Annotated in this window: 17 protein-coding genes; 5 read left to right on the forward strand and 12 right to left on the reverse strand. The window is 60.8% G+C overall.

Going from position 1 to position 23,516, the window contains the following annotated elements; genetic code table 11:
* Positions 1 to 177 precede the first annotated feature (177 nt).
* The 3 genes from PMI25_RS02955 to amaB all read right to left on the reverse strand — a co-directional run bounded on the left by PMI25_RS02955 (position 178) and on the right by amaB (position 4,672).
* Entirely contained in the window at positions 178 to 1,311 is a 1,134-nt protein-coding gene (locus PMI25_RS02955) for an ABC transporter substrate-binding protein (protein ID WP_007967483.1), read from the reverse strand.
* 368 nt (positions 1,312 to 1,679) lie between these two features.
* Positions 1,680 to 2,963, reverse strand: a complete 1,284-nt coding sequence (amaA, locus tag PMI25_RS02960) for an L-pipecolate oxidase (protein WP_007967482.1) — start codon at positions 2,961 to 2,963, stop codon at positions 1,680 to 1,682.
* Positions 2,964 to 3,181: 218 nt separating this feature from the next.
* Positions 3,182 to 4,672 (reverse strand): L-piperidine-6-carboxylate dehydrogenase, encoded by a 1,491-nt coding sequence (gene amaB / locus PMI25_RS02965; protein WP_007967480.1) that lies wholly within the window; start codon positions 4,670 to 4,672, stop codon positions 3,182 to 3,184.
* Between the two features lie 165 nt (positions 4,673 to 4,837).
* On the opposite strand from amaB, the gene PMI25_RS02970 reads away from it, so the two are divergent.
* The 3 genes from PMI25_RS02970 to nadE all read left to right on the forward strand — a co-directional run bounded on the left by PMI25_RS02970 (position 4,838) and on the right by nadE (position 8,024).
* On the forward strand, positions 4,838 to 5,749 hold the full coding sequence (locus PMI25_RS02970; protein WP_007967478.1) for a LysR family transcriptional regulator: 912 nt from the start codon (positions 4,838 to 4,840) through the stop codon (positions 5,747 to 5,749).
* 219 nt (positions 5,750 to 5,968) lie between these two features.
* Positions 5,969 to 7,192, forward strand: coding sequence for a nicotinate phosphoribosyltransferase (gene pncB / locus PMI25_RS02975; protein ID WP_003221154.1), 1,224 nt, complete (start codon positions 5,969 to 5,971; stop codon positions 7,190 to 7,192).
* 4 nt (positions 7,193 to 7,196) lie between these two features.
* Positions 7,197 to 8,024 (forward strand): ammonia-dependent NAD(+) synthetase, encoded by an 828-nt coding sequence (gene nadE, locus PMI25_RS02980; RefSeq protein WP_007967473.1) that lies wholly within the window; start codon positions 7,197 to 7,199, stop codon positions 8,022 to 8,024.
* Between the two features lie 68 nt (positions 8,025 to 8,092).
* On the opposite strand, the gene PMI25_RS02985 is transcribed toward nadE, so the two are convergent.
* Both PMI25_RS02985 and azu read right to left on the reverse strand, forming a co-directional pair.
* Entirely contained in the window at positions 8,093 to 9,013 is a 921-nt protein-coding gene (locus tag PMI25_RS02985; protein ID WP_007967470.1) for a hypothetical protein, read from the reverse strand.
* A 223-nt stretch (positions 9,014 to 9,236) separates the two neighbouring features.
* The gene (gene azu / locus PMI25_RS02990) at positions 9,237 to 9,683 is read right to left on the reverse strand and encodes an azurin (protein ID WP_007967467.1); all 447 of its coding nucleotides are present in this window, start codon (positions 9,681 to 9,683) and stop codon (positions 9,237 to 9,239) included.
* A 340-nt stretch (positions 9,684 to 10,023) separates the two neighbouring features.
* Here azu and PMI25_RS02995 point away from each other — a divergent pair, with 340 nt between their 5' ends.
* Both PMI25_RS02995 and PMI25_RS03000 read left to right on the forward strand, forming a co-directional pair.
* Positions 10,024 to 10,611 carry a TIGR00730 family Rossman fold protein gene (locus PMI25_RS02995; protein WP_007967465.1) on the forward strand — a complete coding sequence of 196 codons (588 nt, stop codon included), beginning with the start codon at positions 10,024 to 10,026 and terminating at the stop codon, positions 10,609 to 10,611.
* Between the two features lie 68 nt (positions 10,612 to 10,679).
* Complete coding sequence (locus PMI25_RS03000) at positions 10,680 to 10,865, forward strand: hypothetical protein (protein ID WP_007967464.1); 186 nt, start codon at positions 10,680 to 10,682, stop codon at positions 10,863 to 10,865.
* Positions 10,866 to 11,019: 154 nt separating this feature from the next.
* On the opposite strand, the gene PMI25_RS03005 is transcribed toward PMI25_RS03000, so the two are convergent.
* The 7 genes from PMI25_RS03005 to PMI25_RS03035 form a co-directional block, all read right to left on the reverse strand.
* Complete coding sequence (locus tag PMI25_RS03005; RefSeq protein WP_007967462.1) at positions 11,020 to 11,910, reverse strand: transglutaminase family protein; 891 nt, start codon at positions 11,908 to 11,910, stop codon at positions 11,020 to 11,022.
* A complete protein-coding gene (locus PMI25_RS03010) occupies positions 11,910 to 14,396 on the reverse strand; it encodes a circularly permuted type 2 ATP-grasp protein (RefSeq protein ID WP_007967460.1) in 2,487 nt (828 codons plus the stop codon). The genes PMI25_RS03005 and PMI25_RS03010 overlap by 1 nt, the downstream gene beginning before the upstream one ends.
* Before the next feature lie 88 nt (positions 14,397 to 14,484).
* Positions 14,485 to 17,760, reverse strand: a complete 3,276-nt coding sequence (locus tag PMI25_RS03015) for a transglutaminase family protein (RefSeq protein ID WP_007967458.1) — start codon at positions 17,758 to 17,760, stop codon at positions 14,485 to 14,487.
* 338 nt (positions 17,761 to 18,098) lie between these two features.
* Positions 18,099 to 20,402 carry a YgiQ family radical SAM protein gene (locus PMI25_RS03020; RefSeq protein WP_007967456.1) on the reverse strand — a complete coding sequence of 768 codons (2,304 nt, stop codon included), beginning with the start codon at positions 20,400 to 20,402 and terminating at the stop codon, positions 18,099 to 18,101.
* 203 nt (positions 20,403 to 20,605) lie between these two features.
* A complete protein-coding gene (gene dnaB / locus PMI25_RS03025) occupies positions 20,606 to 22,003 on the reverse strand; it encodes a replicative DNA helicase (protein WP_007967455.1) in 1,398 nt (465 codons plus the stop codon).
* Between the two features lie 120 nt (positions 22,004 to 22,123).
* Positions 22,124 to 22,570 (reverse strand): 50S ribosomal protein L9, encoded by a 447-nt coding sequence (gene rplI, locus PMI25_RS03030; RefSeq protein WP_003221136.1) that lies wholly within the window; start codon positions 22,568 to 22,570, stop codon positions 22,124 to 22,126.
* Positions 22,571 to 22,589: 19 nt separating this feature from the next.
* Positions 22,590 to 23,483, reverse strand: a complete 894-nt coding sequence (locus tag PMI25_RS03035) for a hypothetical protein (RefSeq protein ID WP_007967451.1) — start codon at positions 23,481 to 23,483, stop codon at positions 22,590 to 22,592.
* Positions 23,484 to 23,516: the final 33 nt, after the last annotated feature.

A 23,516-nucleotide genomic window follows, 5' to 3' on the forward strand; every position in this document is an offset into this window, starting at 1 on the left:
TTTACGTCGGAGCAATGTCAGAGCGCGATCAGCCCAGCCTCACCGAGGCTCCTGTGGGAGCTGGCTTGCCAGCGATAGCGGTGGATCAGCCAACCTGTGTGTCGACTGACCTGACGCCATCGCGGGCAAGCCCGCTCCCACAGGTATTGGTGGGGGTTAAGCGAATCGCGTCAGCCCTTACTTCTGTTTTTCCAGCTGATGGTATTTGCCACTCGCGTCCCACTGGTAAACCACGTAGTCGGACACTTTCAGGTCACCCTTCTTGTCCCAGGCTTTCTCGCCCATGACAGTTTTCACCGGGTTGGCCTTCAGCCACTCGGCGGCTTTCTCGCCACTGTTGGATTTGGCACCGTTGAAGCCGGCCGCCAGGGTCTGGATCGAAGCGTAGGCATACAGGGTGTAGCCTTCGGGCTCGGTGCCAGCCTTGCGGAACTGCTCGACCACCGCCTTGCTTTCCGGCAGCAGGCGCGGGTCGGCGCCGAAGGTCATCAGCACGCCGTCGACGTATTGCGGGCCGCCAGCGGTGGTCACCAGTTCGTCGGTAACGATGCCGTCGTCAGACATGAACTTCACGTCTTTCAGGCCTTCGGTGCGCAGTTGCTTGACCAGTGGACCGGCTTCCGGGTGCAGACCGCCGAAGTACACGACGTCGGCGCCAGCAGCACGGATCTTGGTGACCAGGGCGCTGAAGTCTTTCTCGCCACGGGTCAGACCTTCGTAGATCACCGGGGTCACGCCACGCTTGATCAGTTGGGCCTTGGTCGCATCGGCCAGACCTTGACCGTAGGTGTCCTTGTCGTGAATAACCGCGACTTTCTTGCCCTTGAGCACGTCGACGATGTAGTCGCCCGCGACGATGCCTTGCTGGTCGTCACGCCCGCACATACGGAACATGGCGCCCAGACCGCGCTCGGTCACCTGCGGGTTGGTGGAACCCGGGGTGATCGCGATAACGCCGGCTTCGTCGTAGATTTCCGAGGCTGGAATGGTGGAAGAAGAGCAGAAGTGACCGACCACGCCGGCAACCTTCTGGTTGACCAAGTCCTTGGCAACCGTCACTGCCTGTTTCGGCTCGCAGGCGTCATCGCCCTTGACCAGTACGATTTTCTCGCCGTTGACGCCGCCTGCCGCGTTGACCGCGTCCGCCGCTGCCTGTGCACCCTTCATGTACTGCTCGCCAAATGCCGCGTTGGCGCCAGTCATTGGACCCGCTACACCGATTTTCACATCAGCTTGAGCAAACGCAGAAACACCCAACGCAGTAGCCACTGCGAGGGCCAGAAAGCCTTTCTTGTAAAACGTCTGGGACATGAGGTGGTGCTCCAAGGTTTTTTTTAGTTGGCACTGCGACTTCACTTCACTGAATGCTCTGAGCAAGCGCCGTGCCATCGGTTTTTTATTCTTCAAAAAGTCGCTGCTTTCTTGTTATTTCGACTGTTTCGTTCCCATTTTCATTGGGCGTGCAACCGTCTAAACCGCGGAAGGTGAAACCTTTTTAAATCTGAGGCGCAACCCGCTCGCGCCATCATTGCAACCGCGGCACCAAACGACGTGCAACCAGCCTGTAACAGCTCGCGTCACCGAACTGCACACTGCTGGTGCGGGACTGCTACAACCCGCACCATTACAGGCTAGTCGCTACGCCGAAAAGCGCCGCGTTACGCAACATATTTCAACACTCAGATGACGATGCGCAGGCACTGGCCCGCGTGATACAGCGAGAACCCGGCCTCGTACAGGCAACTGCGCAATCCGACACCGGCCAGGGGCTGCATCGGTGCGAAGGGGATCGGCAGGGTTTGAGGATTTCCGTTACACAGGTAGTCGGCGAAGGCTTTGCCGACCACGGTGCCGGTGGTCACGCCGCGACCGTTGTAGCCGGTGACAGCCACCAGTCCCGGCGCCGGCTCGAACAGCCGCATCAAATGATCGGGGGTGAAGGCGATGCGCCCGGTCCAGGTGCACTCCCATTCCACCGGCTTCAGGTTGGGGAAGTAATGCTGCTGCACCCGATCGGCCCAGGCCTTGAGGAACCACGTCGGTTTCTGGTTGCCGTTGCCCAGACTGCCGAGCAACAACCGGCCGTCCTTGTCGCGACGGATGCTGCTCAGCACTTGGCGTGTGTCCCACGAGCCTTGCCCGCCGGGGAGGATGTCATGGGCGGCGTCTTCGGTCAGCGGCACCGAGGCGACCTGATAGTAGTAACCGGGGAAGAAGTTGCGCTTGAGTTCGGTCCAGTCGCCTTCGGTGTAGGCATTCGAGGCGATCACCACTTGCTCGGCGAGCACCGAACCGTGCTCGGTCTGCACTGACCATTGCTGGCCCACGCGCTCGAGACGGCTAACCGGCGAGTGATCGAACATCTGTCCGCCCAGGCCCTTCACCGCGTTGGCCAGTCCAGTGACATAAGCCATCGGATTGAGCGTACCGGCGCGGCGATCAAGCAGTGCGGCGGCGATCTTCTGGGTGCCGGTGGCTTGCTCGCAGGCCTTGCCGGTGAGCAACTCGACCGGCGCGCCGCGACGCTTCCATTGTTGCTCGCGACTGCGCAGATCCGCCTCGCCCTTAGCATTGTGCGCCATGTGCAGCGTGCCTTCGCGGCGCAACTGGCAATCGATGTTGTATTTATCCACAAGGCTGAACACCAGCGCCGGCGCCGCCCCGAGCATGCGGTTGAGCTGACTGCCGACCGCCTCGCCGAACCCGGCCTCGATCTCGTCCGGCGGGATCCACATGCCGGCGTTGACCAGCCCGACGTTGCGCCCGGAACCGCCATGCCCGGCGCGATGCGCTTCGAGCACGCAGACGCTTTTGCCTTTTTCCAACAGATGCAGCGACGCCGACAACCCGGTAAACCCGGCGCCGATCACGCAGACATCGACTTTGACTTCGCCTCTGAGCGCGGTGTTATCCGGGCGCTGCGGCGTGAGTTTTTCCCACAGACATTCTTCGCGTAACGGCATTGCCAGACTCCAACAGAAACCTAACAAACACTGCATACCCTGTGGGAACGAACCCAGTGGTGAGGGGATTTATCCCCGACGGGCTGCGTAGCGGCCCCAAAACCTGCAATCGCGCACTGCCAGACAAAACCGCATACAACTGTTTTGCGGCTGCTTCGCAGCCGGTCGGGGATAAATCCCCTCACCACAAAAGCTCTCCTACAGGAGATATCCACCTGTCAGTCGAAGGTGATGCCCTGCGCCAGCGGCAATTCCAGCGAGTAGTTCACGGTATTGGTCTGCCGGCGCATATACGCGCGCCAGGCGTCAGAGCCGGACTCACGACCGCCGCCGGTCTCCTTCTCGCCACCAAATGCGCCGCCGATTTCCGCGCCGCTCGGGCCGATGTTGACGTTGGCGATGCCGCAGTCGCTGCCGACCGCCGACATGAACTGCTCGGCCTCGCGCACATCAGTGGTGAAGATGCACGACGACAAACCTTGCGGCACCGCGTTGTTCAGGCGCAGCGCTTCCTGGAAGTCGCTGTAGCCGACGACATAGAGAATCGGGGCGAAGGTTTCGCTGCAGACCACGTCGCTCTGCTCTGGCATTTCGACAATGGCCGGCGACACGTAATAGGCGTTGGGGAACTGATCTTCCAGCTGACGCTTGCCGCCGAACACCCGGCCACCCTCGCTCAGTGCCTGCTCCAGCGCGTCCTGCATGTTTTCGAAGCTGTGTTTGTCGATCAGCGGGCCGACCAGATTGCCTTCCAGCGGATGGCCAATACGCACTTTCGCGTACGCGGCTTTGAGGCGGGTGACGATTTCTTCCTTCACCGATTCATGGGCAATCAGCCGCCGCAGGGTGGTGCAACGCTGCCCGGCAGTACCGACCGCACTGAACAGAATGGCGCGCACGGCCATGTCCAGATCGGCGCTCGGGCCGAGGATCATCGCGTTGTTGCCGCCCAGTTCGAGAATGCTGCGGGCGAAACGTGCGGCGACTTTCGGTGCCACTTCGCGGCCCATGCGGGTACTGCCGGTGGCGCTGATCAGCGCGACACGCGGGTCATCCACCAGCGCTTCGCCGGCATCACGGCCACCGATGATCACCTGGCACAGGTGCGCCGGCGCATCGCTGAAATTCTTCACCACACGGTCGAACAGTGCCTGACAGGCCAGTGCAGTCAGCGGGGTTTTCTCCGACGGTTTCCACACCACCGGGTTGCCGCAGACCAACGCCAGCGTGGTGTTCCACGCCCACACTGCGACCGGGAAGTTGAACGCGCTGATCACGCCGACCACGCCCAGCGGATGCCAGGTTTCACGCATGTGGTGGCCCGGGCGCTCGGAGGCGATGGTCAAACCGTACAACTGACGCGACAGGCCGACGGCGAAGTCGCAGATGTCGATCATTTCCTGCACTTCACCGAGGCCTTCCTGAGTGATCTTGCCCGCTTCCCACGACACCAGCTCGCCGAGGTCAGCCTTGTATTCACGCAGCACTTCACCGAACTGACGCACCAGCTCGCCGCGACGCGGGGCCGGCACCTTGCGCCACTGCTCGAACGCATGATCTGCGCGACTGATGTGCTGCTCGACTTCGGCCGGGCCTTCCCAGTTCACGGCGGCGATGCGGCTGCCGTCGATGGGCGAATGCACCGGCACTTTGCCGTTCTGGTACAGGGCCGGGTTCACACCAAGACGATCAAGCAATGCGGCTACCATGGGTCACTCCTCAAGCGAAAAACTGAATGTGTGCGGCCGAACGTTCACGACCGGGCAGGCCTTTAGTTGTAGCTTCCCGAAGGCAAGGCAACAAACGACCTTTACGCGAGATATCATTCCGTTTATTCATGCTGCGCATAGAAAGACAAGAAAAAGGGATCACCCATGCTGAACAAACGCCACTTGCCGTCGATCACTGCGCTGCAGTGCTTCGAAGCCGTGACCCGGCACCTGAGCTTCACCCGGGCCGCCGAAGAACTGAACCTGACCCAGAGCGCGGTCAGCAAACAGGTCGCGCAGCTTGAGGAACTGTTGCAGCACTTGTTGTTCCGCCGGGTACGTCGGCGTTTGCAGATGACCCCGGCCGGGGATTTGTACCTGGTGGAAGTCCGAAAAATCCTCACGCAGGTGGAAATGTCCACGCATTACCTGCGTTCTTACGGCGGTGAGACCGAAGTCCTGCGCGTTTCTACGCCTTCGACCTTCGGCGCGCGCTGGCTGGTACCGCGTCTGAAGGGCTGGCGTCTGCGCCATCCGTCGATCCATCTCGACCTGTGCAACGAGCAGGAGGCCGATGACTTGCTGCAGGGGCGCAGCGATCTGGCGTTCTATTTCGGCCAGGGTTCGCGCCCCGGCACCGAATGCCTGAAGCTGTTCGGCGAAGAGCTGGTGCCGGTCTGTGCGCCGGGCAGCCTGCCGGACAGGCCCTTCACCGACCCGACGCAACTGACCGATCTGGTGCTGCTGCAAAATGCCTCGCGCCCGCAGGCCTGGCACGACTGGTTCGACAGTCAGGGTTACCACACCGAACACAGCTACCACGGGCCGCGTTTCGAAACCTTTTATATGTGCATCCGCGCCGCCCAGGTCGGCTGCGGTGTGGCGCTGCTGCCGCGGTTTCTGGTGGAAGAGGAATTGGCCGACGGCAAACTGGTCATTCCCTGGCAGCATGCCATGCCCAGTTCCGACGCCTATTACCTGGCCTACCCGGAGCATGCGGCGGAAGTGCCGAAAGTGCGGGATTTTGTGAAGTGGATGCTGGAGCAGATCGATAGCCCAGCGGTTCAACAGGTCTGAGCACTACCCTGTGGCGAGGGGATTTATCCCCGATGGGTTGCGCAGCGACCCCCAAAACTCAAGAGCGACGACTGCTGCGCAGTCGATCGGGGATAAATCCCCTCACCACAAATGAGCTTCACCTGCCAAAAATTGCTGGCAATCCCCACCATTGATATGCGCCACTAGCGTCATTGATTGATCCCGCGCAACCGCGCGGTGCACCTGGAGACCCCGTTTATGAGCGAGAGTGTATTTGCCGATCGCATCGTGCAGAACCTGCTCGACACCGACTTCTACAAACTGACGATGATGCAGGCGGTGCTGCACAACTACCCCAACGTCGAAGTCGAATGGGAGTTTCGTTGCCGTAACAGCGAGGATCTGCGGCCGTATCTGGCCGAGATTCGCTACCAGATCGAGCGCCTGGCCGAGCTGAGTCTGAGTGCCGACCAGTTGAGTTTTCTCGAGCGCATCACCTTCCTCAAACCGGATTTCCTGCGCTTTCTCGGCCTGTTCCGCTTCAACCTGCGCTACCTGCACACCGGCATCGAGAACGGCGAACTGTTCATCCGTCTGCGCGGCCCGTGGCTGCATGTGATTCTGTACGAAGTGCCGCTGCTGGCGATCGTCAGCGAAGTGCGCAACCGCTATCGCTACCGGGAAATCGAGCTGGTACAGGCGCGGGAACAGCTGTATCGCAAGTTCGACTGGCTCAGTGCCAACGCTTCGGCCGACGAGCTGGCGCAGTTGCAGGTCGCCGATTTCGGCACCCGCCGGCGCTTTTCGTACCGCGTGCAGGAAGAAGTGGTCAACGTGCTCAAGCATGATTTCCCCGGTCGCTTCGTCGGTACCAGCAACGTGCACCTGTCCCGGGAGCTGGACATGAAACCGCTGGGCACCATGGCCCATGAATGGATCATGGCGCACCAGCAACTCGGCCCACGGCTGATCGACAGTCAGATCGCCGCCCTCGATTGCTGGGTACGCGAGTACCGTGGCCTCCTCGGGATCGCTCTCACCGACTGCATCACCACCGACGCCTTCCTCGGCGATTTCGATCTGTTTTTCGCCAAGCTCTTCGATGGTCTGCGCCACGATTCCGGGGATCCGGTGCAGTGGGGCGAAAAATGCATCGCCCACTACCACAAGCTTGGCATCGACCCGATGAGCAAGACCCTGGTGTTCTCCGACAGCCTGACCCTGCCCAAGTCGCTGGAGATCTTCCGCGCGCTGCACGGACGAATCAACGTCAGCTTTGGCATCGGTACCAACCTGACCTGTGACATTCCGGGTGTCGAACCGATGAGCATCGTGCTTAAAATGACCGCCTGCAACGGCCAGCCGGTGGCGAAGATCTCCGACGAGCCCGGCAAGACCCACTGCAAAGATCCGAATTTCGTCGCCTATTTGCGACATGTGTTTCAGGTTCCTGCCGATTCCAGTCTATCTAGCAAGGAGTGAATTCATGCAAGCCGTACAGCGTGAGATTGCTGAACAGCTCAAGGTACAGCCGCCATTTGCAGGGCATCAGGCCCTCGAGGCGGAAGTTGCCAGGCGCATCACCTTTATCCAGGATTGCCTGGTCAACTCCGGCCTCAAGAACTTGGTGCTGGGCATCAGCGGCGGCGTCGACTCGCTGACCGCCGGCCTGCTGGCCCAGCGCGCCATGCGTGAACTGCGCGAGCGCACCGGCGATAGCAGCTACAAGTTCATCGCCGTGCGCCTGCCGTACGAAACCCAGTTCGATGAGCACGATGCGCAAGCGTCGGTGGATTTCATCGCCCCGGACGAACGCCACACCGTGAACATCGGCCCGGCGGTCAAATCGCTGGCCAGTGAAGTGGCGGCGTTCGAAGGCAAACATGCGGTGTCGGTGGATTTCGTGCTCGGTAACACCAAGGCGCGGATGCGCATGGTCGCCCAGTACACCATCGCCGGCGCGGCGCACGGTCTGGTGATCGGCACCGACCACGCGGCGGAAGCGGTGATGGGCTTCTTCACCAAATTCGGTGACGGTGCCTGCGACCTGGCCCCGCTCAGCGGTCTGGTGAAAAACCAGGTCCGGGCGATCGCCCGCAGCTTCGGCGCACCGGAATCGCTGGTGGAAAAAGTGCCGACCGCGGATCTGGAAGACCTGTCGCCGGGCAAACCGGACGAAGCCTCCCATGGCGTAACCTACGCCGAGATCGACGCCTTCCTGCACGGCGAGCCGGTGCGTCAGGAAGCGTTCGACATCATCGTCAATACGTACAACAAGACTCATCACAAGCGTGTGATGCCGTTTGCGCCTTGATCGGTAAGTGAATGAAAAGCCCGCTAAGGAGTGATCCTCAGCGGGCTTTAGCAGTGTCAATAAACGATTTAACGGGCTTTGGGTGCAACCACCCTGAATGCCCAAGGGTCCGAGACTCGACCACTCGCCGTTACCGCTCTGATGGTGTGAACCTTTTCAGCCAGATTCGAAATCTTTGCCGTGTAGATTCCATTCAAGTTAGCCGTGAATTTAACCAGATCGTTATCGTAGTCGACGATTGTTCCGTTTTCACCAGGGTTTGCCGTACCGACAACCGTTAACGATGTATCGGTCGTTTGCTCGTGATTGTCGATCAACTGCCCGCTTTCTCCCAGAAGAAACTGGATGCTTACCGGCACGGAGTTCACGACTCGAATGTTCCAGGGACTGGATTCAACACCATCGCTTCCTACCACGGTGAAGCTATGCGCCCCCACTGACAGTCCGTTCAGCACAGCACTCCAGTGCGCATTTGCATCGATATTCAGTGTGCCTACATGAATTCCGTTATCCAGAAGACTGACTGTTGTATTTGGCTCTCCCTCACCTACAAAACTCAGATCGACAAACGTAGTGCTTCCACCATTTTCGATGACGTCTCCGCTGGGATCGTTTATCCACAAAATTGCGGCGTGCAGGGGCAGTTTCATGTGAACTATGTATAGATCAGACACCTGCCCGTCGGTGGTTTCCACGGTGTAGAAATGCGGCCCGTTTTTCTGATCTGTAATGATCAAACTGTAGTGGCCAACGTGATCAACATTTACCGGGGAGTGCGCAGGGATACCGTTGTCGAAAAGCTGCGCCTTTTGATTGGGAGCAGCGGAACCAACAAAAGACAAATATGGATTTGTGCTGACCCCGCCATTTTCGATGAGTTCACCATTGCCATTGGTAACTGTCTCAATGACGGTTCCGCTTGTCACATTACTTCTGTTCGGATCCTGAACCAACGTACGCTGCTGGGGTAATTTCTCTTGATCGGTCATACGAAATCTCCTTTTTCGGAATGGATGCGTACAGTCATCTGAGCGCACCCTCATTCGAGGCTTCTTCGAAATCCGTGTCTACTGTCAGAAATAACAGGTACGAGGGCAATTCCGACGGGCGGTCATGATCACAGAAATGAGGTAAGGTGCAGATTTGATCAGCAGAAAAAAACGCCGCTGCAATCACTTGCAGCGGCGTTTTTCGTGTTACGTGTGAGCCGTATTACTTTAGGGTCACGGTGCCTTTCATCATCGAGATGTGGCCCGGGAACGAGCAGAAGAAGCCGTACTTCTCGTCAGCCTTGAGCTTGGACACGTCGATGGTCAGCGAGTCGGTTTCCTTGGCGCCGATGATCTTGGTGTGAGCGATGACACGCTCGTCACCGTCCTTCAGGTAGTTCTTGTCGATCCCGGCAGCCAGGCCGTCGGTAGCGATCGGCTGCATGTCGGCTTCTTTGCTGACCACCAGGTTATGGCCCATGACGTTCTTCGGCAGGCTGCCGGAGTGGGTCAGTTCGACGGTGAAGGTCTTGCAGCTCTTGTCGATCACGATTTCCTTGGCGTTGAAGGACATCTGGTCGGTGGAATCAACGGTGGTTTTGCACTCGGCAGCCATCAATTGGCTGCTGGCCAGCGCCAGCAGGGATACCGCAACAACTTTGGAAAACATGGTGAATCTCCAAGGCAGGGTTAACAAAAACACTAATGGTGGAAAGACTGCCTGAAATCTTCGCAAGTTCCTATGACTTGAGTCAAAAATTGTATACAACTTTCAGGCTATGACACTCATCGAAACATTCTACCGGCGATAATCCCGGGCCGGGCCTATGATCGGCGCATCTACTGAAACGGAGTGCCTGTCATGTTCTTTAACGGTCTGTTGTGCAGTTTGCTCGCCGCCTACGCCTGTGGCGCCAGCGGTACCTTTGAGTCGCCAGAACGCGAAGCTTAGCCCTTGGATCGAGGCGTGCCAGCCATTACCCTGTGACGGATTGACCCAGGAGGAAGGCATGTCTCTCACATCCGTTTGTATATTTTGCGGTGCCAACGCCGGCACTGATCCGGCTTACACCGAAGCCGCCCAAGCCCTTGGCCGGGCTCTCGCCGAGCGCCAGCTGACGCTGGTTTACGGCGGTGGTGCCGTGGGCCTGATGGGCCTGGTGGCGGACGCCGCACTGGCCGCTGGCGGCGAAGTGATCGGGATCATTCCGCAAAGCCTGATGGACAAGGAGATCGGCCACAAGAGCCTGACCCGTCTCGAAGTCGTCGATGGCATGCATGCGCGCAAGGCACGCATGGCCGAGCTGAGCGATGCGTTCATTGCGTTGCCCGGCGGTCTTGGCACGCTGGAAGAGCTGTTCGAAGTCTGGACCTGGGGCCAGCTCGGCTACCACGGCAAGCCGCTGGGGTTGCTGGAAGTGAACGGTTTTTACAGCAAACTCACTGCATTTCTCGACCATATCGTCGGCGAAGGCTTCGTTCGCGCGCCACACCGTGACATGCTGCAAGTGAGCGAATCGCCACAAATCCTGCTCGACGCCCTGGACCAGTGGCAGCCGACCGTCACGCCCAAGTGGGTCGACCAAAAACCCGGCTAACCGCCGGGCACCGATACAGGGCAGAATACGCGCCGCTCAACCTCACCTTCGACCCCAGAGGATCGCCCATGGCCAAACCCAATTACTCCTTCGCCAAACGTCAACGAGACCTGGAAAAGGAAAAGAAGAAAGAGGAAAAGCTTCAGCGCAAGAAACAACAGGCTGAAGAAGCGGCACTGAACCCAGACGGGGAAGTGGCGACTGACGACGATGTTGATGTTGATGCACCGAAAGACCAGGCGCCTGACGCCTGAGCTGATTGCTGATTCGCTCCCTGAGGGAGCGATCTGTGGTGAGGGAGCTTGCTCCCGCTGGGTTGCGCAGCGACCCCAAATTGTTTTGCGACTGCTTCGCAGTCGAGCGGGAGCAAGCTCCCTCGCCACATTGGCTCTCCCCAGTGAAATTACCTTATTCCAATGGCATTACCGTGACCCGCACTTCCGGATCATGCGAACCGCCTCCCAGAATCACCCCGCGCAACGGCGACACATCGGAAAAATCCCGGCCCCACGCCAGAGTGATGTGCTCCAGCGCCGGCTGCACATTGTTGGTTGGATCGAAATCCACCCACCCCAGTACCGGGCAGAACACCGACACCCAGGCATGCGACGCGTCGGCGCCGATCAGCCGTGGCTGCCCCGCTGGCGGCTGGGTCAGCAGATAACCACTGATGTAGCGCGCTGCCAGCCCTCGCGAACGCACACAAGCGAGCATCAGGTGCGCGAAGTCCTGACACACGCCGCGCCGGCGCTCCAGCACCTCGACCAGCGGCGTCGCCACCTGCGTCGCCTCGGCATCGAAGGTAAACTCGCTGAAAATCTTCTGCATCAAGGCCTGCACACCGAGCAGCAACGGGCGGCCCGGCGGAAAACAGCTCTCGGAAAACTCGACGAAGCTGCGTTTCAAATGCACATAGGGTGACTGAAAGCGATAGCGACAAGCCTCCAGTATGTCGGCGGACAACGGCTGGCTGCTGTAGGTCAGCGCATTGCGCGTCTGCTCCCACGCTGGGGACAGACTGAAATCCGCCAGTGGCCGCGCCAGCACCTCGACCGTGAGCCGGGCGTTGACCTGCAACTCATCGTGCGGGCGCTCGAAGGCCAGACGAGTCAGCGGATTGCCGAACACATCCAGCTCATCCCGCCGCGTGGTCGGCTGCGGGCTGATCAGCAATTGCTGCTCGGTGCAGCGCTGCCATGTGCATTCACGCGGCCACAGGTGCGCCAATTGCTGTGCCAGCGACACCGGGCTGTCGTAGTGATAACAGGTGTCGTGGAAGATCTGGTAATGGGCGCTCATCAGACGGACACCGTGCGCTGACTGACATCATCGACATGGGCAAAGTGGCGCAGCGCCAGCCGATCCGAGACCTGCCCGCTGGCCTCGGCAATCTCCTGCAGCAGATCCGCCAGACCATCGAGCGCGGCACGCACGCTGTTCTCCCCGAACAGCGGGTTCTCCAGACAGCCCAGATCGAACCGCGCCAGACGCTCGACCAGTTGCGGCAACCCGGCCTCGCGAGGCAGGCCGAAATCATCATTCAATCGCTTGAGCGTGCGGGTCACCAGTTTCAACTGAAACAGCACCGCATGCGGGTTCTGCTCGTCCAGCAGCAACAGGTCGAGCACCGGAATCAACTGCGCCACCGCCAGATACCGCGAACGGTAGGTGATGCTGCTGTTGCCCAGCTCCAGCAGCCATTCCAGCCCCGCCTGATCGAACGCCCCGGCGCCGCGCAGAAACGCCGCCAGACTGCTGCTGAGAAACTGCAAACGCTCGATGCGCCGGCCGATCATCAGGAAGCGCCAGCCTTCGTCGCGGGTCATGTCGTCGAGCGCGAAACCCGAGAGCGCCGCCAGCGACATCACCAGCCGGTTGAGGAAATCCAGCAACTCGCCGAAATCCGGCTCCTCGGTGTCCAGTTCCAGCGCCTCACGCTGCAACTCGACCAACGCCTGCCAGTTCTCCCGCGAAAGCTTGCCGCGCACCTGCGAGGCCGCCCACTGCAGGCGCTGCAGATTGGAGCGCAGGCTGAACGACCAGTCCTCGCCGAGCAGCGCCGCCAGCAGCCGCTCCGGCAACTCGCCCTCCTCCGGCAGCAACATCAGGCGCTCGCCAAGCTCCACGGCCGCCTGCAAGGCTTGCGGGTCATCGCCATCGACATAACGCGCGAGCATGATTCGCAGCAGTCGCGCACTGTCGTCACAACGCTCGCAGTAACGGCCGAACCAGAACAGGTTCTCCACCACCCGCGAGGGCAGGTACGGATCGCGGCGCACCAGATCGTGCACGCCGACATTGCGCTGGGTTTTCCATTGTTCGCCACTCGGCGCACGCTCGCCCAACACCCAGGTGTCCTTGCTCGCACCACCGCGCTGCATCGACACCACTTCCGCATCGGCCTCGGCGGCGACCCGGGTCAGTCCACCGGGCAATACGCGATAACCGTCACCACTGGCCACCGCGTACACGCGCATGCCGATCGCTCGCGGTTGCAGTTGGCCGTCTTCAGCCTGCCAGACTGGCGCCTGGGACAGCTGCGCCAGTTCTTGTGCGACATAGGCGTATGGCCGCGCCTGCATGCGTTCGGCGAGCGCCTGACGCTGTTGTTCGCTCAGATCGCGGCCGAACACCGGGGCGAAGCTTTGTGAGGGGAACGCCGGTTTGATCAGCAGCTCCGGAAGCTTTTCCAGCGCCTGCGCCAATACCGGCGCCTCGCCGCACCACCATGTAGCGATGGACGGCAACAGCAGTTCTTCGCCGAACAGGTATTGATTGATCTTCGGTAAAAATCCGAGCAATCCCGGCGACTCCAGCACGCCGCTGCCCAGGGCATTGGCCACCAGCACCCGACCCTGACGCACCGCTTCCAGCAAGCCGGGCACACCGAGTGCCGAGTCGGTGCGCAGCTCCAGCGGATCGCAGAAGTCATCGTCGAGCCGGCGCATGATCGCGTGCACCCGGCGCAGGCCGCTGAGGGTTTTCAGGTACACCGTGGCGTCGCGCACCGTCAGGTCCCCGCCCTCCACCAGTGGATAACCGAGCTGGCGCGCCAGATACAAATGTTCGAAATAGCTTTCGTTGAAGCGCCCCGGCGTGAGCAACACCACCAGTGGCGCATCGTCGTCACACGGCGCCTGACGCGCGAGGGTTTCCTGCAGGGTGCGGAAGAATCCGGCGAGGTGCTGCACTTTCAGATCGCGGTACAGCTCGGGAAACGCCCGCGAAACAATGGTGCGGTTTTCCAGCGCATAACCCGCCCCCGACGGAGCCTGGGTACGATCCGCCGTGACCCACCAGCGCCCGTCCGGCGCCCGCGCCAGATCCACGGCGTACAGATGCAGAAAGGCATCTTCCGGTGGCGCGATGCCCTGACAGGGCCAGAGAAAATTGTTGTGGCCGAACACCAGCTCCGCCGGCAACAGCCCTTCGCTGATCAACCGTTGCGGCCCGTACAGATCAGCCAGCACCGCATTGAGCAGGCGTGCACGCTGGGCAATGCCCGCCGACAGTTGCTGCCACTCATCAGCAGCAATCACGTGCGGCAGCAGGTCCAGCTCCCACGGACGGTCAGCGCCCTTGGGATCGGCATAGACGTTGTAGGTCACGCCGTTTTCCTGAATCTGCCGGGCCAGCAACGCCTGCCGCTGCACCAGTTGCGCCGGGGTGCTGCGCTGCAATTGATCGAACAGCCGCCGCCAGTGCGGGCGCACTTCCCCGCTGTCGTTCAGCAGTTCGTGATAAGTGCCCGCCGTCAGCGGGTAGCGGTCTAGCAGGTCAGGCATGGAAAGCTCGGCAGACAGCAGGGAACGGTCAGACTAACGCAGGCACATGACGTGCGGATATACGAAAAATCCGCATGTCGTGCAGGACTTAGAAACGTCGCAAATCGAGCGTCATCGGCAGCTCGTCGGAGATTGTCAGGTTCGGTATCGGAAGTTTCCCCGGTGTATGTCCGATGCGGAAAAACCGCGCCATGCGTCGACTCTCCGCCTCGTTGGCATTGACCGGTAGCGTCTCGTAATTGCGCCCGCCCGGGTGTGCCACGTGGTACTGGCAACCGCCCAGCGAACGCTGCATCCAGGTGTCGAGCAGGTCGAACACCAGCGGCGCGTGCACCGGGATGGTCGGTTGCAGGCAGTTGGCCGGTTGCCAGGCCCGAAAGCGCACGCCGGCGACGAACTCACCGATGCGCCCGGTCGGTTGCAGCGGCAGCGGAATGCCGTTGCAGGTCAGCAGATACCGCTGCGGCGGCAAGCCGCTGAGCTTGATCTGCAAACGCTCCAGCGACGAATCGACATAACGCACCGTGCCACCCGCCGTACCCTCCTCGCCCAGCACATGCCAAGGTTCCAGCGCCTGGCGCAGCTCCATCTCGATGCCGCTGACCGCGTAATCGCCGACCTTGGGAAAACGGAACTCCAGATGCGCAGCGAACCACTCGGCGCGCAATGGATAACCGGCGTTGTTCAGTTCGACGATGACGTCGGCGAAATCCTGCTCGATAAAGTGCGGCAGCATGAAACGGTCGTGCAGCTCGGTGCCCCAGCGCGCCAGTTTCGGCGGCGCATATGGCTCGCGCCAGAATCGCGCAACCAGCGCGCGCAGCAACAACTGCTGAGCCAGGCTCATCCGCGCATGCGGCGGCATTTCGAAGGCGCGCAGCTCCAGCAGCCCGAGACGCCCGGTGGCGCCATCCGGCGAATACAGTTTATCGATGCAGAATTCGGCGCGGTGGGTGTTGCCGGTGACATCGATCAGCAGATTGCGCAGCAGGCGATCCACCAGCCAGGGCGCGCATGCCTCGCCCGGCTCAGGCATCTGCGCGAAGGCGATTTCCAGTTCGTACAGGGCATCGTTGCGCGCTTCATCGACCCGCGGCGCCTGCGAGGTCGGGCCGATGAACAAGCCGGAAAACAGGTAGGACAGCGACGGATGGTTGTGCCAGTAGCTGATCAGACTCCGCAGCAGGTCCGGGCGGCGCAGGAATGGTGAGTCTGCCGGGGTCGCGCCACCGAGGACGAAATGATTACCGCCGCCGGTGCCGGTGTGGCGTCCGTCGATCATGAATTTCTCGGTGGTCAGCCGCGTCTGTCGCGCCTGTTCATAGAGAAATTCGGTGCGTTCCACCAGTTCGTCCCAGGTCGCCGATGGTTGCACGTTGACCTCGATCACGCCCGGATCCGGGGTGATGCGGAAGTTGCTCAGGCGCGGATCGCTCGGTGGCTCGTACCCTTCCAGCAGCACCGGGCAATGCAGTTCTTCGGCGGTAGCCTCGATGGCCGCCACCAGCTCCAGATAGTCCTCGACCCGCTCCAGCGGCGGCATGAACAGATAGAGACGCCCTTCGCGGGCCTCGGCGCAGAAGGCGGTGCGAGTCAGCCAGTCGGCGGACTCGTCGATTTTCGGCGCGCGTTCGTCAGTCGTCGCCGCTTCGCCCAGACTGTTGAGCTGGGCAGTGTCTGGCAGCTCGGGGAAGTCCTGATTCGGATCGTTGGGATGAATGAACGGATACTCGGCGGCCTTCACCCACGGCTGTGAACCGAGTGGCAGGCGGTAACCCAGCGGCGAATCCCCCGGCACCAGCCGGCAATGCTCGTCGCGCAGATACCAGCGCCCGCTCTGCCATTGATCACCCTTGGCGGTACGGGCCAGCGGCAGCACCTGGCCAATCACTTTATCCAGGCCCTGAGCGAAGACCTTGCGCAGACGCGCACGCTCCAGCGGTTCTTCAAGACGCGCGTCTTCGGCGCTGACGTTGCTCGGCAATGCGCCTTCGCGCCAGAGGTAATAGAAGTTGTCTTCGTAGGCTGGAAACACGAAACGTGCGGGCAGTTTCAAGCGTTCGGCAACACTCGCCAGAAAACGCCCGGCCAGTTCGCCATTGGCGCTGTAGTCCTGCTGCTCATCGGCGATCAGCGCGCCGTTGTGCCAGATCGGCACGCCATCGCGGCGCCAATAGCAGTTGAGCGACCAACGCGGCAATTGCTCGCCCGGATACCACTTGCCCTGACCGAAATGCACCAGACCTTTCGGCGCATAGTGCTGGCGCATGCGCTGGAACAGTTCGGCGGACAGTCGGCGCTTGTCCGGCCCCAACGCGGCAGTGTTCCATTCGGCACCGTCCGGGTCGTCGATGGAAACGAAGGTCGGCTCGCCGCCCATCGTCAGGCGCACATCACCTTGCAGCAGGTCGGCATCGATCTGCCGGCCCAGTGCCTGAATCGCCAGCCATTGCTCATCGGTGTAGGGCTTGGTCACCCGTGGCGCTTCCCAGATCCGCTCCACCGACATTTCGTGGCTGAACTGGCATTCGCACGGCTCGACCAGGCCACTGATCGGCGCGGCTGAGGACGGATCGGGGCTGCAGGCCAGCGGGATATGCCCTTCGCCGGCGAACAACCCGGACGTAGCATCCAGACCGATCCAGCCAGCGCCCGGCAAGTACACCTCGCACCAGGCGTGCAGGTCGGTGAAATCCACCTCGGTACCGGACGGGCCGTCGAGGCTCTTCACGTCGGCGGTCAGTTGAATCAGATAACCGGAAACGAACCGCGCGGCCAGCCCGAGGTTGCGCAGCAGCTGCACCAGCAGCCACGCCGAGTCGCGGCAGGAGCCGGAGGCATGTTCGAGGGTGTGTTCCGGGGTCTGCACGCCCGGTTCCATGCGGATCAGGTAACGGATGTCTTCGCTGAGGCGCTGGTTGAGCATCACCAGGAAATCCACGGCGGGCAGTGGCGTGCGGTCGATCCCGTCCAGATAGGCTTTGAATGCCGGGGTCAGCGGTAGGGTTTCGAGGTATGGCGCCAGCTCTTTGCGCTCATCGGCGGCGTAGGTAAAGGGGATGTTCTCGGCATAGGGTTCGAGGAAGAAGTCGAACGGATTGAACACCGCCATCTCGGCCAGCAAGTCGACTTCGATGCGCAACTCGTCGGTTTTCTCGGGGAATACCAGACGCGCGAGGTAGTTGCCCTGCGGGTCTTGCTGCCAGTTGATGAAATGCTGCTCGGGCGAAACCCTTAGCGCATACGAGAGAATCCGCGTGCGGCTATGGGCAGCCGGGCGCAGGCGGACGATCTGCGGGCCGAGTTCGACAGCGCGGTCGTAGCGGTAATGCGTGACGTGATGCAATGCGACATGAATCGACACGGCGTGCCTCCTGCGAGCCTAAGCGTATTCGAAAGCGCGCAAGACTTATGCCATGCAGGGGCTTGGGCGCTTTTCCGGAATGCTCAGGGCAGTACAGCACCAAAATCGGGCGATGCGGGGAAATGCTTTAGTGAAGTTGCGCCTAAATGTGGCGGCAGTGGTAGATGCGGCGCCTGAGATGACGCCTTCGCGAGCAAGCTCGCTCCCACAGGAGACCGCATTCCAACTGTGGGAGCGGGCTTGCTCGCGAAAGGGCCAGTCGTTTCAGCACACTTCATGAACCCTGAAATGCAAAACGCCAACCCGAAGGTTGGCGTTCTGTTGAAACAAAAAGCGACTTACCGCGGAACGACTGGCTTGCGCGCCGGTTTCGGCCCCTTGCCCTTGGCCGCTTCCTTGCGCTCCTTGGCCGCTTGCTGGTTGCGGGCGAACGCCGCAGCCTTGGCTTGTTCACGCTTGTCCCAAGGATTGCCACCGTCGCTGGCACGCGGTGGCAGGCCATTGTGCTGAGTGAGAATCTTGGTGGTCTTCTCTTTCGCGACCTTGTGGCTGCCGGCCGGCGTCGAGTTCTTGCGACGAGCGCTCTGGTAGCTGTCGGTGGCCGGCTGATGCAGCGGAATCAACTGATCCTTGCCTGGACCGATCAGATCACCACGACCCATGCGGATCAACGCTTCGCGCAGCATCGGCCAGCCTTTCGGATCGTGATAACGCAGGAACGCCTTGTGCAGGCGACGCTGCTCTTCGCTCTTGACGATGGTTACGCCGTCGCTCTTGTAGGTGACCTTGCGCAGCGGGTTCTTGCCCGAGTGGTACATCGCGGTGGCGGTGGCCATCGGCGACGGGTAGAACGCCTGCACCTGGTCGGCACGGAAACCGTTGCCCTTGAGCCACAGCGCCAGGTTCATCATGTCTTCGTCGGTAGTGCCCGGGTGCGCGGCGATGAAGTACGGGATCAGGTACTGCTCTTTGCCTGCTTCCTTGGTGTACTTCTCGAACATGCGCTTGAACTTGTCATAGCTGCCAATGCCCGGTTTCATCATCTGGTTGAGCGGACCTTCCTCGGTATGTTCCGGGGCGATCTTCAGGTACCCGCCGACGTGGTGGGTCACCAGCTCTTTGACGTACTCCGGCGACTCGACCGCGAGGTCGTAACGCAGGCCGGAGGCGATCAGGATCTTCTTCACTCCTGGCAAGGCACGGGCGCTGCGGTACAGTTGAATCAGCGACGAATGGTCGGTGTTCAGGTTCGGGCAGATGCCGGGGAATACGCAGGATGGCTTGCGGCACGCGGATTCGATTTCCGGGCTCTTGCAGGCGATGCGGTACATGTTCGCGGTCGGGCCGCCGAGGTCGGAGATGACGCCAGTGAAGCCCGGAACCTTGTCGCGGATCTCTTCGATTTCGCGAATGATCGATTCTTCGGAACGGTTCTGGATGATCCGGCCTTCGTGCTCGGTGATCGAGCAGAAAGTGCAGCCGCCGAAGCAGCCACGCATGATGTTCACCGAGAAACGGATCATGTCGTAGGCCGGGATCTTTTCCTTGCCGTACGCCGGGTGCGGAACCCGTGCGTAAGGCATGCCGAACACGTAGTCCATTTCTTCAGTGGTCATCGGAATCGGCGGCGGGTTGAACCAGACGTCGATCTCGCCATGTTTCTGCACCAGCGCACGGGCGTTGCCCGGGTTGGTTTCCAGGTGCAGTACGCGGTTGGCGTGGGCGTACAGGACCGGGTCGTTACGCACCTTTTCCATCGACGGCAGGCGGATTACGGTCTTGTCGCGGGTCATACGCGGGCTGGCCAGGATCTGTACGACCTTGGCCTCCTCGGGATCATCCACCGGCCCCTTTTCTTGCTCGATAGCGCAAGCCTGGGTGTCCTGAGTATTCACGTACGGGTTGATGATCTTGTCGACCTTGCCCGGACGGTCGATGCGCGTGGAATCGACTTCGTACCAGCCCTGCGGCGTGTCACGACGGATGAACGCGGTGCCGCGCACGTCGGTGATGTCTTCGATCTTGTGACCGTAGGACAGACGCTGGGCTACTTCGACAATGGCGCGCTCGGCGTTGCCGTACAGCAGAATATCGGCGCTGGCGTCGATCAGGATCGAGTTGCGCACGCGATCCTGCCAGTAGTCGTAGTGGGCGATGCGGCGCAGCGAAGCTTCGATGCCGCCGAGGACGATCGGCACATGTTTGTAAGCTTCCTTGCAGCGCTGGCTGTAGACCAGGCTCGCGCGATCCGGACGTTTGCCCGCCATGCCACCCGGGGTGTAGGCGTCGTCGGAACGGATTTTCTTGTCCGCAGTGTAGCGGTTGATCATCGAGTCCATGTTGCCGGCCGCGACGCCGAAGAACAGGTTCGGCTCGCCGAGCTTCATGAAGTCGTCTTTGGACTGCCAGTTCGGCTGGGCAATGATCCCCACGCGGAAGCCCTGGGACTCCAGCAGCCGGCCGATGATCGCCATGCCGAACGACGGGTGATCGACGTAGGCATCACCGGTGACGATGATGATGTCGCAGGAATCCCAGCCGAGCTGATCCATCTCCTCCCTGCTCATCGGCAGGAATGGCGCTGGCCCGAAACATTCGGCCCAGTACTTTGGATAGTCAAATAACGGCTTGGCTGCTTGCATGTCGATAACCGGTGTTGGCTTTCATTGAATTTCGCGGGCGCGGAATATAGCACAAATTTTGACCAATTCCGACGACTGTGGTCGGAAATTGCGCTTTACCTGTGGCGAGGGAGCCTGCTCCCGATCGGCTGCGCAGCAATCGAATTCTGGCGGCTGCTGCGCAACCCGGCGGGAGCAAGCGCCCTCGCCACAAGTGCTCGACGTTACTCGTCGTCGTCGAAGTTGTAACTGCCCGGCGCGAGGTTTTCGAAGCGGGTGTATTTACCGATGAAGGCCAGGCGGATAAAGCCGATCGGGCCGTTCCGCTGCTTGCCGATGATGATTTCGGCGATGCCCTTGTGTTCGGTTTCCGGGTGATACACCTCGTCCCGGTACACGAACATGATGACGTCGGCGTCCTGCTCGATCGCTCCGGATTCCCGCAAGTCGGAGTTCACCGGACGCTTGTTGGGACGTTGTTCCAGGGAACGGTTGAGCTGCGACAGCGCCACCACCGGGCAGTTGAATTCCTTGGCCAGGGCTTTCAGGGATCGCGAGATCTCGGAAATCTCGTTGGTCCGGTTGTCACCGCTGGAGCCCGGAATCTGCATCAACTGCAGGTAGTCGATCATGATCAGGCCGATGTCGCCGTGCTCGCGCACCAGACGTCGGGTCCGTGCGCGCATTTCCGACGGGCTGATACCGGCGGTATCGTCAATGAACAGCTTGCGATCGTTGAGCAGGTTGACCGCCGAGGTCAGGCGCGGCCAGTCGTCGTCTTCGAGCTGACCGGAACGCACTTTGGTCTGGTCGATACGACCGAGGGACGAAAGCATACGCATGATCAGCGATTCACCTGGCATCTCGAGGGAATACACCAGCACCGCCTTGTCGCTGCGCAGTACGGCGTTTTCCACCAGATTCATCGCGAAGGTGGTTTTACCCATCGACGGACGACCGGCGACGATGATCAGGTCGGACGGCTGCAGACCGCTGGTCTTCTCGTCGAGGTCGGTATAACCGGTGGACAGACCGGTGATTGCGTCGGCGGTGTTGAACAGAGTGTCGATGCGGTCGATGGCCTTGGTCAGCAGGTCATTCACGCCCACCGGGCCGCCGGTTTTTGGCCGGGCCTCGGCAATCGCGAAGATCTGCCGCTCGGCTTCGTCGAGGATTTCCTCGGCGGTGCGACCTTCGGGGTTGAAGGCGCTGTCGGCAATTTCGGTGCTGATACCGATCAGCTGACGCAGCGTCGCCCGCTGGCGAACGATCTGCGCATAGGCCTTGATGTTGGCGACGGACGGCGTGTTTTTCGCCAGCTCGCCGAGGTAACCGAGGCCGCCGACCTGGGACGTCTGACCTTCCTTGTCCAATTGTTCGGCAAGGGTCACGACGTCGATCGGCATGTTCTGATCGGCCAGTTTGGCGATCGCACGGAAGATCAGACGGTGGTCATGTCGGTAGAAATCGCCGTCGGAGACTTGATCGAGCACGCGTTCCCAGGCGTTGTTGTCCAGCATCAGACCACCGAGTACGGCCTGTTCGGCCTCGATGGAATGCGGCGGCACCTTCAGCGCGGCGGTTTGCAGATCGTATTGCTCGGGAGCGGTGATTTCGTTCATGGCCACTTGGAGTCAGGTTTGAAAACGGGAGTACCAGAAAGACAAAGGGCACGACCTGTAAACAGGATCGTGCCCGATGTTACCGGCAAGCACCCGAGGGTGCCAGCCGACAAGTATTGCTTAAGCTGCTACCACGACAACGCGTACGGTGGCTTCAACTTCGGCGTGCAGGTGCACAGCCACGTCGAATTCACCCACGTTGCGGATGGTGCCGTTCGGCAGACGAACTTCGCTCTTCTGCACTTCAACGCCGGAAGCGGTCAGTGCGTCAGCGATGTCGTGAGTACCGATCGAACCGAACAGCTTGCCTTCGTCGCCAGCGGTGGCAGTGATGGTCACTTCCAGCTCGGCCAGTTGGGCAGCACGGCTTTCAGCCGATGCTTTACGGTCTGCGGCAGCTTTTTCCAGCTCGGCACGACGCTCTTCGAACGCAGCCAGGTTGGCAGCGGTCGCAGCGGTAGCTTTGCCGAAAGGCAGCAGGTAGTTACGGCCGTAACCGGCCTTAACGTTTACTTTGTCGCCCAGGTTGCCCAGGTTGGCGATTTTTTCCAGAAGGATCAGTTGCATGTGGAAATCCTCTTAACTTTTAACCTTCACCGTTCGCGTTATCGGTGCCTTTCGACACGTGACGACCGCGAAAATCAATCAGGCTGTCGACAATGGCCAGAACCACGAGCAACGGATAGAGCAGCTGCATGAACAGCAGCAGTGTCACGTACAACCCCACCAGCCAGAAACCGGCCAGTCGCTTCTGCCCGACCAGCCCGTGAATCAGGGCGAGTCCGGCGAACACCAGCGGTACACTGCACAACGGCGTCAACATGGCCATCTGTGCACCGAGATTCGGGCCCAGAAGCATCAACGCCAGCAGCAACATCGCCGGTCCCAGCGGGATCCGGATGGCGCGAAACTCGCGACCAAAACCACCCGGGTTGTACAACAACGCCTGCCAATGCCGCCCGACAATCAGGCTCAGCACGCTGACGATCTGCAACAAGGCCGCAATCAGTCCGGTCAGGACTGGTGCAATCAGGGACGCGAAGCGCGCTTGCTCATCGACCGACAATTGCTTGTAGGTCTCACCAAGAAGCGCCGGCATGACCTTTATCAAGGCCTGCGCGAGCATCTCGATCTGGGCCGCAAACGCTGCCCCGAGCACCACTGAAAACACCACTCCCATCACTACGCTGACCAGCAGCGTGCGAACCCAGGACTCGCTTGCGCGCAACACCAACGCAAGCCCCGAAGATCCCAGCAGCACCAGAAGTGCCCGTGGATCATCGGCATACAGCCACCAGACCAAAGCCGGCAGCAGCCCCAGAGACAGAGCACCCAGGGCGTCCGTCAGTCCGCGCCGCAGAAGCACCAGGCTCCCGGCGGCAGCACCCAACCAATACAACAACGGCAATGTTGCACACCCGGCCACTACGAGAGTGGCCTGCATGCGGCCGCGCATGATGAACTCAGCTAAGGCGCGCATGCATTCAATCCTTTGCTACTTGTCGACTGCCCG

The sequence above is a fragment of the Pseudomonas sp. GM30 genome (genome assembly GCF_000282275.2).
Lineage (GTDB): Bacteria > Pseudomonadota > Gammaproteobacteria > Pseudomonadales > Pseudomonadaceae > Aquipseudomonas.

Excerpts from the sequence above, each read along its gene's own strand:
- PMI25_RS02955 (WP_007967483.1), bottom strand. The coding sequence starts at position 1,311 with ATGTCCCAGACGTTTTACAAGAAAGGCTTTCTGGCCCTCGCAGTGGCT.
- PMI25_RS02995 (WP_007967465.1), top strand. The coding sequence starts at position 10,024 with ATGTCTCTCACATCCGTTTGTATATTTTGCGGTGCCAACGCCGGCACT.
- azu (WP_007967467.1), bottom strand. The coding sequence starts at position 9,683 with ATGTTTTCCAAAGTTGTTGCGGTATCCCTGCTGGCGCTGGCCAGCAGC.
- PMI25_RS03000 (WP_007967464.1), top strand. The coding sequence starts at position 10,680 with ATGGCCAAACCCAATTACTCCTTCGCCAAACGTCAACGAGACCTGGAA.
- PMI25_RS03035 (WP_007967451.1), bottom strand. The coding sequence starts at position 23,483 with ATGCGCGCCTTAGCTGAGTTCATCATGCGCGGCCGCATGCAGGCCACT.
- rplI (WP_003221136.1), bottom strand. The coding sequence starts at position 22,570 with ATGCAACTGATCCTTCTGGAAAAAATCGCCAACCTGGGCAACCTGGGC.
- PMI25_RS02970 (WP_007967478.1), top strand. The coding sequence starts at position 4,838 with ATGCTGAACAAACGCCACTTGCCGTCGATCACTGCGCTGCAGTGCTTC.
- pncB (WP_003221154.1), top strand. The coding sequence starts at position 5,969 with ATGAGCGAGAGTGTATTTGCCGATCGCATCGTGCAGAACCTGCTCGAC.
- PMI25_RS03010 (WP_007967460.1), bottom strand. The coding sequence starts at position 14,396 with ATGCCTGACCTGCTAGACCGCTACCCGCTGACGGCGGGCACTTATCAC.
- PMI25_RS03005 (WP_007967462.1), bottom strand. The coding sequence starts at position 11,910 with ATGAGCGCCCATTACCAGATCTTCCACGACACCTGTTATCACTACGAC.
- PMI25_RS03020 (WP_007967456.1), bottom strand. The coding sequence starts at position 20,402 with ATGCAAGCAGCCAAGCCGTTATTTGACTATCCAAAGTACTGGGCCGAA.
- PMI25_RS02985 (WP_007967470.1), bottom strand. The coding sequence starts at position 9,013 with ATGACCGATCAAGAGAAATTACCCCAGCAGCGTACGTTGGTTCAGGAT.
- nadE (WP_007967473.1), top strand. The coding sequence starts at position 7,197 with ATGCAAGCCGTACAGCGTGAGATTGCTGAACAGCTCAAGGTACAGCCG.
- amaA (WP_007967482.1), bottom strand. The coding sequence starts at position 2,963 with ATGCCGTTACGCGAAGAATGTCTGTGGGAAAAACTCACGCCGCAGCGC.
- dnaB (WP_007967455.1), bottom strand. The coding sequence starts at position 22,003 with ATGAACGAAATCACCGCTCCCGAGCAATACGATCTGCAAACCGCCGCG.
- amaB (WP_007967480.1), bottom strand. The coding sequence starts at position 4,672 with ATGGTAGCCGCATTGCTTGATCGTCTTGGTGTGAACCCGGCCCTGTAC.